The sequence below is a fragment of the Pseudomonas sp. PICF6 genome (assembly GCF_009831705.1).
Taxonomy (GTDB): Bacteria; Pseudomonadota; Gammaproteobacteria; order Pseudomonadales; family Pseudomonadaceae; genus Aquipseudomonas; species Aquipseudomonas rhizophila.
Window position 1 is genome coordinate 230097 of the sequence record NZ_WUUD01000016.1, and the last position, 10876, is coordinate 240972.

Annotated in this window: 11 protein-coding genes; 4 read left to right on the plus strand and 7 right to left on the minus strand. The window is 63.4% G+C overall.

All coding sequences use genetic code 11. From position 1 onward, the window contains the following. Positions 1-129 precede the first annotated feature (129 nt). Genes GSM73_RS08850 through GSM73_RS08865 form a run of 4 tightly spaced genes read left to right on the plus strand, consistent with a single transcriptional unit; the run spans position 130 to position 5259 of the window. The gene (locus GSM73_RS08850; RefSeq protein WP_047225711.1) at positions 130-612 is read left to right on the plus strand and encodes a formate dehydrogenase subunit gamma; all 483 of its coding nucleotides are present in this window, start codon (positions 130-132) and stop codon (positions 610-612) included. Next, a complete protein-coding gene (locus tag GSM73_RS08855; protein ID WP_139049911.1) occupies positions 606-2165 on the plus strand; it encodes an NADH-quinone oxidoreductase subunit NuoF in 1560 nt (519 codons plus the stop codon). Before GSM73_RS08850 ends, GSM73_RS08855 begins: the two co-directional genes overlap by 7 nt. After that, the gene (gene fdhF, locus GSM73_RS08860; protein ID WP_076384379.1) at positions 2162-5038 is read left to right on the plus strand and encodes a formate dehydrogenase subunit alpha; all 2877 of its coding nucleotides are present in this window, start codon (positions 2162-2164) and stop codon (positions 5036-5038) included. Before GSM73_RS08855 ends, fdhF begins: the two co-directional genes overlap by 4 nt. Continuing rightward, positions 5035-5259: a formate dehydrogenase subunit delta gene (locus GSM73_RS08865; protein ID WP_076384381.1), complete on the plus strand. Its 225-nt coding sequence runs from the start codon at positions 5035-5037 to the stop codon at positions 5257-5259. The genes fdhF and GSM73_RS08865 overlap by 4 nt, the downstream gene beginning before the upstream one ends. A 98-nt stretch (positions 5260-5357) precedes the next feature. Here GSM73_RS08865 and GSM73_RS08870 read toward each other — a convergent pair whose 3' ends face one another. From GSM73_RS08870 to mbhE, 7 genes are all read right to left on the minus strand, one after another. After that, on the minus strand, positions 5358-5876 hold the full coding sequence (locus GSM73_RS08870) for an AidA/PixA family protein (protein ID WP_047225715.1): 519 nt from the start codon (positions 5874-5876) through the stop codon (positions 5358-5360). A 303-nt stretch (positions 5877-6179) separates the two neighbouring features. After that, complete coding sequence (locus GSM73_RS08875; RefSeq protein WP_047225716.1) at positions 6180-6542, minus strand: Na+/H+ antiporter subunit G; 363 nt, start codon at positions 6540-6542, stop codon at positions 6180-6182. Next, on the minus strand, positions 6539-6817 hold the full coding sequence (locus GSM73_RS08880) for a K+/H+ antiporter subunit F (RefSeq protein ID WP_047225717.1): 279 nt from the start codon (positions 6815-6817) through the stop codon (positions 6539-6541). The genes GSM73_RS08875 and GSM73_RS08880 overlap by 4 nt, the downstream gene beginning before the upstream one ends. Next, positions 6814-7302 carry a Na+/H+ antiporter subunit E gene (locus GSM73_RS08885; RefSeq protein WP_139049914.1) on the minus strand — a complete coding sequence of 163 codons (489 nt, stop codon included), beginning with the start codon at positions 7300-7302 and terminating at the stop codon, positions 6814-6816. Before GSM73_RS08885 ends, GSM73_RS08880 begins: the two co-directional genes overlap by 4 nt. Continuing rightward, positions 7299-8981 carry a monovalent cation/H+ antiporter subunit D gene (locus GSM73_RS08890; RefSeq protein WP_160892222.1) on the minus strand — a complete coding sequence of 561 codons (1683 nt, stop codon included), beginning with the start codon at positions 8979-8981 and terminating at the stop codon, positions 7299-7301. The genes GSM73_RS08885 and GSM73_RS08890 overlap by 4 nt, the downstream gene beginning before the upstream one ends. Next, entirely contained in the window at positions 8978-9322 is a 345-nt protein-coding gene (locus tag GSM73_RS08895) for a Na+/H+ antiporter subunit C (RefSeq protein ID WP_047225720.1), read from the minus strand. The genes GSM73_RS08890 and GSM73_RS08895 overlap by 4 nt, the downstream gene beginning before the upstream one ends. Then, positions 9322-10876 (minus strand): hydrogen gas-evolving membrane-bound hydrogenase subunit E (gene mbhE / locus GSM73_RS27120; RefSeq protein ID WP_256676790.1); only part of this gene is annotated, 1555 nt, incomplete at its 5' end. The genes GSM73_RS08895 and mbhE, both read right to left, overlap by 1 nt.

Consider the following 10876-nt stretch of genomic DNA (forward strand, 5'->3'; position numbering starts at 1 on the left):
ACACTTGGCCGGAGAGCGAGAATGGTGACTGGATCAGCCACGCGTCCGTGACGTGGCCCGGCACCGCAGCCAAGACTCCGGACGGTCGTCGCGTTGCGGCGGTATCGTTCGAGATGCCGAGGTACGTTTATGCCTGATGAGACGCTTCACCTGCCTCTGATTCATAGCGTGTTGCAGCGCGAAAAGGACACTCCCGGTGCCTTGCTGCCGATTCTCCACGCCATCCAGGAAGGCTGCGGGTACGTTCCCGACGCCGCCGTCCCGGAGATTGCCCATGCCTTGAACCTCAGCCAGGCTGAAGTGCGCGGCGTAATCAGCTTCTACCACGACTTCCGTACCTCGCCGCCGGCGCGCCACACGCTGCGTCTGTGCCGGGCCGAGTCCTGCCAGAGCATGGGGGCCGAGGGCCTGGCTGCGCAGTTGCGTGAGCAATTGGCGCTGGATGACCATGGCACCAGTGCCGATGGCAGCATCAGCCTGCGTCCCGTCTATTGCCTGGGTGCCTGCGTCTGTTCACCTGCTCTGGAACTGGACGGCGAGCTGCATGCACGGTTAACCCCCGAACGCTTGCGCGAGCTGGTGAAGGGCTGTCTGGAGGAGGGCGCATGCTGAAGCTCTGTATCCCCCGTGATTCAGTGGCCCGCGCCGTGGGGGCGGACAAGGTTGCCGTGGCGCTGGTGAGTGAGGCCGAGCGTCGACAACTGCCGCTTGAACTGCGCCGCACCAGCTCCCGTGGGCTCTATTGGTTGGAGCCAATGCTGGAGCTTGAAACCGCCGAGGGCCGGCTGGGCTTTGGCCCGATCACGCCGCAAGACGTGCCGAGCCTGCTCGATGCCCTGGCGGGAGATCCCGCCAGTCATCCGTTGGCCTTGGGGCTGGTCGAGGAAATTCCGTACCTCAAAAGCCAGCAGCGTCTGCTGTTTGCGCGTGCCGGCATCACTCAACCGCTGTCCCTGGACGATTACCGTGCCCAAGGTGGCTTTCTTGGGCTTGCGCGGGCGATCCAGATGGACGGCGCCGACGTGGTCGCCAGCGTGCTCGATTCCGGCCTGCGTGGCCGCGGTGGCGCGGCGTTCCCGGCGGGCATCAAGTGGCGCACCGTTCGCGACGCGGTAGGCGCACAGAAGTATGTGGTGTGTAACGCCGATGAGGGCGACTCCGGCACGTTTGCCGACCGTATGCTGATGGAAGGCGATCCGTTCCTTTTGATCGAAGGCATGATTATCGCGGGTATCGCGGTCGGCGCGACCATGGGCTACATCTACGTGCGTTCGGAGTACCCGGACGCGGTAGCTACCCTCAATGCCGCCCTGGGCATCGCTCGCCAGGCGGGTTATCTGGGGACGAACGTGGGCGGCAGCGGGCGCGCGTTCGAGCTGGAAGTCCGGGTGGGCGCGGGGGCCTACATCTGTGGTGAGGAAACCGCCTTGCTGGAATCGCTGGAGGGCAAGCGCGGCACCGTTCGCGCCAAACCGCCATTGCCGGCGCTGCAAGGTTTGTTCGGGCTGCCGACACTGGTCCACAACGTGCTGACCCTGGCCTCGGTGCCCGTGATCCTGGAGAAGGGCGCACAGTTTTACCGTGATTTCGGCATGGGCCGTTCCTTGGGCACGATGCCTTTTCAACTGGCGGGCAACATCCGTCACGGCGGCCTGGTAGAGCGCGCCTTCGGTTTGAGCCTGCGTGAGCTGGTGGAAGGTTATGGGGGCGGTACCGCCAGTGGTCGGCCGCTCAAGGCCGCGCAAGTGGGCGGGCCGTTGGGTGCCTGGGTGCCGCCTTCGCAGTTCGACACGCCGCTGGACTACGAGGCATTCGCCGCCATGGGCGCCATGCTCGGCCACGGTGGTGTGGTGGTTGCCGACGACAGCCTGGACATGGCCCGGATGGCCCGTTTTGCCTTGCAGTTCTGCGCCGAGGAATCCTGCGGCAAGTGCACGCCGTGCCGGATCGGTTCCACCCGTGGCGTGGAAGTGGTGGACCGCTTGATCGCCAGCACCGATGCCGCTGCGCGCCAGGAGCAGGCACTGCTGCTGCAAGACCTTTGCGACACCATGCAGTACGGCTCGCTCTGCGCCCTGGGTGGGATGACTTCCTTTCCCGTCGGCAGCGCCCTCAAGCATTTTCCCGCCGACTTCGGTCTGGCGACCACGGAGGCCGACCAATGATCAATATCTTCGACCCAAGCAGCGATATCGACCTTGGCACCCCGGCACGTGAAAGCGACGTGCAGGTCAGCCTGACCATTGATGGCCGCGAAATCAGCGTCGCCTCTGGCACCTCGGTGATGCGCGCGGCGGCCATGCTCGGCACCACCATTCCAAAACTCTGCGCCACCGACAGCCTGGAAGCCTTCGGCTCCTGCCGCATGTGCCTGGTGGAGATCGACGGTATGCGTGGCTACCCGGCCTCCTGCACCACGCCGGTGACACAAGGCATGGTGGTGCGCACCCAAACGTCCAGACTGGCCGATCTGCGGCGCAACGTGATGGAAATGTACATTTCCGATCACCCGCTGGACTGCCTGACGTGCGCCGCCAACGGCAACTGTGAATTGCAGACGGTGGCGGGGCAGGTGGGCCTGCGCGAGGTGCGCTACGGCTACGAGGGTGCCAATCACCTGGCCGAAGCCAAGGACGTCTCCAACCCTTATTTCGAGTATGACCCGAGCAAATGCATCGTCTGTAACCGTTGTGTGCGCGCCTGTGAGGAAATCCAGGGCACGTTTGCCCTGACCATCACCGGACGCGGCTTCGATTCCCGCGTGGCGGCGGCCGGCGGTGACAACTTCCTCGACTCCGAATGCGTCTCCTGCGGCGCCTGTGTCCAGGCCTGCCCGACGGCGACCCTGATCGACAAGAGCGTTGTGGAGATCGGCCAGCCGGAGCGCAGCGTCATCACCACCTGTGCCTATTGCGGTGTAGGCTGCTCCTTCCGCGCCGAAATGAAAGGCGAGCAACTGGTGCGCATGGTCCCGGACAAGAACGGCCAGGCCAACCATGGGCACTCCTGCGTCAAGGGCCGTTTCGCCTGGGGTTACGCCACCCACCCAGACCGCATCACCAAACCGATGATCCGCAAGCACATCAGCGACCCGTGGCAGGAAGTCAGCTGGGAAGAGGCGGTCAACTACGCGGCCAGCGAATTACGGCGTATCCAGCTCAAATACGGGCGCGACTCCATCGGTGGCATCACCTCCAGCCGCTGCACCAACGAAGAAACCTACCTGGTGCAGAAACTGGTGCGCACCGCTTTCGGCAACAACAACGTCGACACGTGCGCCCGGGTCTGCCATTCGCCCACCGGTTATGGCCTCAAGCAGACCTTGGGCGAATCCGCCGGCACCCAGAATTTCGACTCGGTGATGAAGGCCGACGTGATCCTGGTGATGGGTGCCAACCCCACCGACGCTCACCCGGTGTTCGGCTCCCAGCTCAAGCGTCGCTTGCGCCAGGGCGCACGGCTGATCGTCATCGACCCGCGTCGTATCGATCTGGTGGACTCCCCCCATGCCCGTGCCGAACTGCACTTGCAACTGCGTCCGGGGACCAACGTGGCCATGCTCAATGCGCTGGCCCATGTGATTGTCACTGAGGGGCTGGTCAACCAGCCTTTTGTCGAGGAGCGCTGCGAGGCGGCGGACTTCGCCCGGTGGCGCGACTTCGTCAGCCAGCCGGAAAACTCGCCCGAAGTCCTCGGACCGGTGTGTGGCGTGCCCGCCGAGCAGATCCGCGCCGCCGCGCGGCTGTACGCCAGCGTTGACAATGCCGCTATCTACTACGGCCTCGGTGTCACCGAACACAGTCAGGGCAGCACCTCGGTGATGGGTATCGCCAACCTGGCCATGGTCACCGGCAATATTGGCCGTGAAGGGGTTGGGGTGAATCCGCTGCGCGGGCAGAACAACGTCCAGGGTTCCTGCGACATGGGTTCTTTCCCCCACGAGCTGCCCGGCTATCGGCACATTTCCAACGAAACGGTACGCGCCCAGTTCGAACAGGCCTGGAACGTGACCCTGCAACCCGATCCGGGGCTGCGCATTCCCAATATGTTCGAAGCGGCCCTGGACGGGACCTTCAAGGCGCTTTACTGCCAGGGCGAGGATATCGCCCAGAGCGACCCGAACACCCAGCACGTGACCGCGGCCCTGTCGGCCATGGAATGCGTGGTGGTGCAGGATATCTTCCTCAACGAGACGGCCAAGTTCGCCCATGTGTTCCTGCCGGGCAGCTCGTTCCTTGAGAAGGACGGCACCTTCACCAACGCCGAGCGCCGCATTTCCCGCGTGCGCAAGGTGATGGAACCGCTGGCCGGTAAGGCCGACTGGGAAGCCACCGTGGCCCTGGCCGATGCCTTGGGCTACAAGATGCACTACAACCATCCTTCGCAGATCATGGACGAGATCGCTCGCCTGACCCCCACCTTCAGCCGCGTCAGCTACGCCGAACTGGATCGTCACGGCAGCCTGCAATGGCCGTGTAACGACGCCGCGCCCGACGGCACGCCGACCATGCACATCGAGCAGTTCGTGCGTGGCAAGGGACGCTTCATGCTCACCGGCTATGTACCCACCGAGGAGAAGGTCAACAGCCGTTATCCGTTGCTACTGACCACCGGGCGGATCCTTAGCCAGTACAACGTCGGCGCCCAGACCCGACGCACCGACAACGTGGCCTGGCACGAGGAAGACCGGCTGGAAATTCATCCGACTGACGCCGAAAACCGCGGTATCGTCGAGGGCGACTGGGTCGGTATCGGCAGTCGCGCCGGGCAGACCGTGCTGCGTGCGAAAGTCACCGAGCGGGTGGCGCCAGGGGTGGTCTACACCACCTTCCACTTCCCCGAATCGGGCGCCAACGTCATCACCACCGACAACTCCGACTGGGCCACCAACTGCCCGGAATACAAAGTGACGGCGGTCGAGATCGTGCGGGTCAGCCAGCCTTCCGAATGGCAGAAGCGCTACCAGGCCTTCAGTGATGAACAGGGACGTCTGCTCAGAGAGCGTCGCCATGCCGAGAAAGCCGAGGTGCGGCGATGAGTTCCGAAAGCCTGATCAAGATGGCCAACCAGATCGCGCAGTACTTCGCCAGTGAACCGGATCACGCACAGGCGGTGAACGGCGTGCGCCAACACATGAAGAACTTCTGGACGCCGGCCATGCGTCGCCAGTTGAGTGCTTGGCAAACCGAGCATCCAGGCGCAGTACTGCATCCTTTGGTGCTGGCGGCACTGACGGAAACGACAGAGGGGGCGGTCTAGCGGGGCCTGCGATGGCGGGAACGGGCACAGCCCTGGCCGGTTCATCGTCGAAGACGTATGACAAAACCGATCAGGGCTGTGGTCAACTCAGGGATCTGTCAGTTGACAGTGATGTAGGGGTCCCAGCTGTAGTTCGGACCAATCTGGTTCAGGTTCCGGTCCAGCAGAACGAAGGTAACGGTGTACCAGAGTTTTCCTGCGTTCAGGGCCGTGGACTGCCAGAAGGTGTAGGTCACGTCAGTTTTGGCGATGCCGTGGGGGGCGCCCTTGTCCAGGTACGGCACCGGGATATTCGGGATGTTGTAGGAGATCGGGGTCGACATGGAACCTGGGTAATCACCGCCCTGGTGAGGATTGCCTTGCTGGACGTTGGTGATCAGTGCGACGCGGTCGAAGTTGCGCGACAGGGTCGTTGCGCGCCAGCGGATGTTGTCGCCGGGGTTCACGTCGATCCACAACTCGTCGCCACCTTCGCCGGTGTTGCCGCTGGCTTGCTTGTCGACCGCATCGCGGCTCACCAGCATGGCCACTGCGCCGCCGACATCGCCAGGATGGGCGATCAGGTAATCGGCATCAATCGTGACAAGCACATCAATTGTTTGGGTCGCTCCAGACATTTTGTTGCTCCTTGATCGTAGTGACATCGACGACCGCGCCCTCAAAGGGCGTCCGGGCCACCCGGTCCCTGGGTGCGGTCTCGGGGGGAACGATAGAAGACGGCTTTATGGAGTCAAATTTCGATTTCTTGACGCTGAAAAAGCGCAGCGAAGCGCGACGGCGGCATGTCCTTGATTCGGTTCCGAACCGGACATTTTCGTAAGATGCATCGGGTGAAATTCTGGCGGCATGCGTAGGTGAAGGCGCACAGCGCATGTCTGTCTTTGCCTTCAATGCCGCCACGGACACGCCGCAGGAATTGGTCAGCCGCCGTGCTCGGTCCTGCGGCTGCTGACTTCCGCCGGTACGTCATCCCCGGCCATGCGTTTGCGAAACAACGCGGCGCGGGCCAGCAACAGGGTGGTCACCGGTACCGTGATGGACAGCAGGATCGGTATCAGCCAGGCATGCAGAACCGGCGCGGACTTGAGCGCTGAAAAATAGATGATCGAGGCCAGCGCCACGCACCAGGCGCCCAATGTTGAAGCCAGGGCCGGCGGGTGCATGCGCTGGAAATAATCCTTCAAACGCACCAGGCCGATCGCTCCGGCCAGGGCGAACAGGCTGCTGAGCACCAGCAGGATCGCCACGGGAATTTCGACCCACATCGACAGTTCACCGCTCATTCAATCACCTCGCCGCGCAACAGGAACTTGGCCAGGGCGAACGAGCCGACAAAGCCGAACAGGGCGATCATCAGCGCCGCCTCGAAATAGGTGTCACTGGCGTAACGAATGCCCAGCACCAGCATCATCAGCATCGCCACGATGTACAGATAGTCCAGGGCCAGTACCCGGTCTTGCGCCGACGGTCCCTTGAACAGACGCAGCAAGGTCAGCACCATCGTCAGGGAGAACAGGAACAGGCTCAACAGGATCGCGTTGGACAGCAATGGGCTCATTCGAAAATCTCCATCAGCGGCCGCTCGAAGGTGGTCTTGAAGTGCGTAATGAATGCCGCTTCGTCTTCCAGATCGAACACGTGCAGTAGCAGGACGCTGCGATCCAGGGCCAGTTCCGACCAGACCGTACCGGGAATCACTGTGGTGATCATCGACAGCGCCGCCAGGCCATTGGCATCGTGCAGGTCCAGCGGCACCTTGATGAACCGCGAGCGAGGTGGGCGGTGTCCAGCGTTGATCACACTCCAGGCCACGGCCAGATTGGACACCAGCACTTCGCGACCCACCAGCAGGAACAACCGCAGCACTGCCCAGGGCCGCCGAATATGGATGGGCCTGGGGCGCAACGGGCGCATCATTAAAGGTGCCAGCACGCCCAGTGCCGCTCCCAGCAGCAGATGCCCTGCACTGAGGGACAGGTTCAACAGCAGCCAGAGCAACCAGAGTGCCAGGGACAACCACGGAGCAGGAAACAGACGTTTCATGGTTGCACCTCTGTCAGTGCGCTGTCCGCTTTCGGGCCGGGGACGGGGCGGGTAGCGAGCACCGACATCACATAATGTTCGGGGGTGTTCAGCCCGGCGGCCGCCTCCTGGGTGTAGCGCAGCAGTGGCTCGGCCTTGAAGGTCAGCGCGATGCCCAACCCCAGGAGCACGATGATCGGCAGGCACTCGGAAGGTCGCAACAAGGGTGACGGTCGTTCTTGCGGCGTCCAGAAGCGCTGGATACCCAGGCGCGAGAAAGCGATCAACGACGCCAGCCCCGACAGGATCAACAGCGCCAACAAGCCCCACGCCTGGTTCGACACCGGTTCCACACTGTCCCCAAGCCCCTGAGGGTTGAGCAATGCGCTCATGAGCCCCAGCTTGCCGATGAACCCCGAAAGTGGCGGCATGCCCACCACCAACAGCGTGCAGGCGATGAAGCTCAAGCCGAGGAAGGCCATGGTCCAGGGAATGACTTGCCCGATGACGGCTTTCTGTTCGTCATCGAGGTTGATGCCCTTGGGCGGTTGCAAGGATTCCAGCGGCCGAGGCAGGACATCGAGATCGTCCTCCAGCGACGGTTCATTGGCCGAGCGCGAGCGTTCGATCAGCTCGGCCAGCAAGAACAACGCACAGAGTGCCAGGGTCGAGCTCACCAGATAAAACAGCGCCGCACCCACCAGGTTTGGCTGGGCAAAGCCGATGGCCGACAACAGGATTCCGGCGGACACCAGGATACTCAGGCTGGCCATGCGCTCCAGGCGCTGGGCCGCAAGAATGGCGATGGCGGCACAGATGATCGTCGCCATGCCGCCGTAGATCAGCCAGTCGCCGCCGAAATATGCCGAGGCACCAGCCTGGCCGGAGAACAGCAACGTCCACAGGCGCAGGATCGTGTAGACGCCCACCTTGGTCATGATCGCGAACAGGGCCGCCACCGGCGCACTGGCCGCGCTGTAGGCTGGCACCAGCCAGAAGTTCAGCGGCCACATGCCGGCCTTGGCCAGGAACGCCACCGCCAGGATGCCTGCCCCAGCGTGCAGCAAGCCCCGGTCGGCTTCCGGCACCAGGGGCACCTTCAACGCCAGGTCTGCCATGTTCAACGTGCCGGTGACGCCATAGATCAGCGCCGCGCCGATCAGGAACAGCGAGGAGGCCAGCAGGTTGATGGAAATGTAGTGCAACCCCGACGACACCCGCGCCCGGCCCGAGCCGTGCAGCATCAAACCGTACGACGCTGCCAGCAGCACCTCGAAGAACACAAACAGATTGAACAGATCCGCGGTCAGGAAGGCCCCGTAGAGGCCCATCAACTGGATCTGGAACAGCGCATGGAAACTCGCGCCGGCGCGATCCCAGCGGGCTGTGGCGAACAGCAAGGCACTGACGCCGATGATGCCGGTCAACACCAGCATCAACGCCGACAGACGATCGACCACCAATACGATGCCGAACGGCGCCTGCCAGTTGCCCGGCAGGTACACGCCGATGGAGGCGGGCAGGGCCTGGTCCTGGGTCCAATGCAACAACAGCATGGCGATGCCCAGGCCCAGCAGGCTGGAAAACAGATTGATCCGCGCTTTGAGCGGGCGATGCTTCTCGCCCAGCATGAGCATCAGCGCAGCGGTCAAAAGCGGCAGCAGGATCGGCGCGGCGATCAAATGAGGCGTCAACATCATTCCTTGGGCTCCCGACCGTCCACATGGTCCGTGCCGGTCAAGCCCCGCGAGGCCAGCAGGACCACCAGGAACAGCGCGGTCATGGCGAAGCTGATCACAATCGCAGTGAGGACCAGCGCCTGGGGCAGCGGGTCGGTGTAATGCAGCAGGTCCTGGGGTATGCCGTCCTTGATGATCGGTTCCTTGCCGATGAACAGGCTGCCCATGCTGAAGATGAACAGATTGACGCCATAGGACAGCAGGCACAGGCCCATGACCACTTGGAACGTCCGTGGTCGCAGCACCAGCCAGACCCCGGAGGCGGCCAGCACGCCGATTGCTATTGCGATGACTTCTTCCATCAGGCCGCGCCTCCCGCTACCGGTTGTGCAATGGGTTTTGGATGCAGGCCAGGCTTGTGGGCCCGCACCGACTGGTGAGCCAGGGCGGTGAGAATCAACAGGGTCGAACCGACCACCACGGCGTAGACGCCGATGTCGAAGAACAGCGCGCTGGCCAAATGAATATCACCCAGCACCGGCAACTCGAAATGCCAGGTGTGGGTGGTCAGGAATGGATAACCCACGGCCATCGCTCCAAGCCCCGTGACCGTGGCGAACAACAGCCCCGTGCCCATCCAGCGCAGCGGACGCAGGCTCATCTGCGCTTCGACCCATTGGGTGCCGGCGACCATGTATTGCAGGATGAACGCCACCGACATCACCAGCCCGGCCACAAAACCGCCGCCGGGTTGATTGTGACCGCGCATGAACAGGTAGAACGACACCACCAGGGAGATCGGCAGCAGCAAACGCACCAGCACCGACGGCACCATCATGAACCCCAGCGCGGTATCACTGGCGTGGCGCGGGTTGACCAGGTCGGTGACCACGTCGGGTGCCAGCAGACGCTGTTGGGCCGGTAGCTGCATGCTTTCCTTGGGTGGCCGGAAACGTCGCAGCAGGGCGAAGACCGCCAGGGCCACCGCCACCAGCACCGTGACCTCGCCAAGGGTGTCGAAGCCACGGAAATCCACCAGCATCACGTTCACCACGTTGCTGCCGCCGCCCTCGGGCAAGGCCCGGCTCAGGTAAAACGATGAAATATCGTTGGGTGTCTGGCGGGTCAGCATTGCGTAGGACAGCAGCGCCATGCCGCCACCCACGGCGATGGACAGCAGCAAGTCCCGCAGACGACGGATGCGTGCGCGTCGTTCGCTGTTGGGTCGCGGCGCTGCATTCTCGATCCGCCGGGGCAACCAGCGCAGGCCCAGCAGGATCAGCACGGTGGTGACCACTTCCACGGCCAGTTGCGTCAGGGCCAGATCGGGGGCCGAGAACCAGACGAAGGTCACGCAGGTCATCAGGCCGCAGACGCTGACCATGGTCAGGGCCGCGAGCCGGTGATATTTGGCTTGCCAAGCCGCGCCCAGGGCGCAGGCAATTGCCAGCAGCCACAGGGTCACGAATACGATGGAGCCAGGGATCTTCGGCCGGTCACCCCACACCAGCGGGCTGTTGAGCATCGGGATCAGCCCGGCCAGTACGGCGGCCAGCACCAGCCAGAACAGCTGCGCTTGCAGGCGCCGGGTGCTGATCTTGCGCTCCAGCCGTCGGCCCTGGCGCATCATCAGCACCAGGCAGCGCTCGAACAGCCGCTTGCCGCTGAATCGGCCGATGAACGGTGGATGCTTGATGTGGCCCAGTTTGAACTGATTGCGCAGCAGCAGATAAAGCACGATGCCGCCGGACATCGCCACCAGGCTCATGATCATCGGCGCGTTCAGGCCATGCCAGATCGCCAGGCTGTACTCGGGCAACGGGCCGCCCACCACCGGCAATGCGGCGGCGGCCAGCAACGAGCCGACCACCTGGGCCGGGAAAATGCCCACCAGCAGACAGGCGAACACCAGCAAC

Bases quoted from the DNA above. Each gene is read 5' to 3' on its own strand.
- GSM73_RS08850 (WP_047225711.1), top strand. From the start codon at position 130: ATGCCTGATGAGACGCTTCACCTGCCTCTGATTCATAGCGTGTTGCAG.
- GSM73_RS08855 (WP_139049911.1), top strand. From the start codon at position 606: ATGCTGAAGCTCTGTATCCCCCGTGATTCAGTGGCCCGCGCCGTGGGG.
- fdhF (WP_076384379.1), top strand. From the start codon at position 2,162: ATGATCAATATCTTCGACCCAAGCAGCGATATCGACCTTGGCACCCCG.
- GSM73_RS08865 (WP_076384381.1), top strand. From the start codon at position 5,035: ATGAGTTCCGAAAGCCTGATCAAGATGGCCAACCAGATCGCGCAGTAC.
- GSM73_RS08870 (WP_047225715.1), bottom strand. From the start codon at position 5,876: ATGTCTGGAGCGACCCAAACAATTGATGTGCTTGTCACGATTGATGCC.
- GSM73_RS08875 (WP_047225716.1), bottom strand. From the start codon at position 6,542: ATGAGCGGTGAACTGTCGATGTGGGTCGAAATTCCCGTGGCGATCCTG.
- GSM73_RS08880 (WP_047225717.1), bottom strand. From the start codon at position 6,817: ATGAGCCCATTGCTGTCCAACGCGATCCTGTTGAGCCTGTTCCTGTTC.
- GSM73_RS08885 (WP_139049914.1), bottom strand. From the start codon at position 7,302: ATGAAACGTCTGTTTCCTGCTCCGTGGTTGTCCCTGGCACTCTGGTTG.
- GSM73_RS08890 (WP_160892222.1), bottom strand. From the start codon at position 8,981: ATGATGTTGACGCCTCATTTGATCGCCGCGCCGATCCTGCTGCCGCTT.
- GSM73_RS08895 (WP_047225720.1), bottom strand. From the start codon at position 9,322: ATGGAAGAAGTCATCGCAATAGCAATCGGCGTGCTGGCCGCCTCCGGG.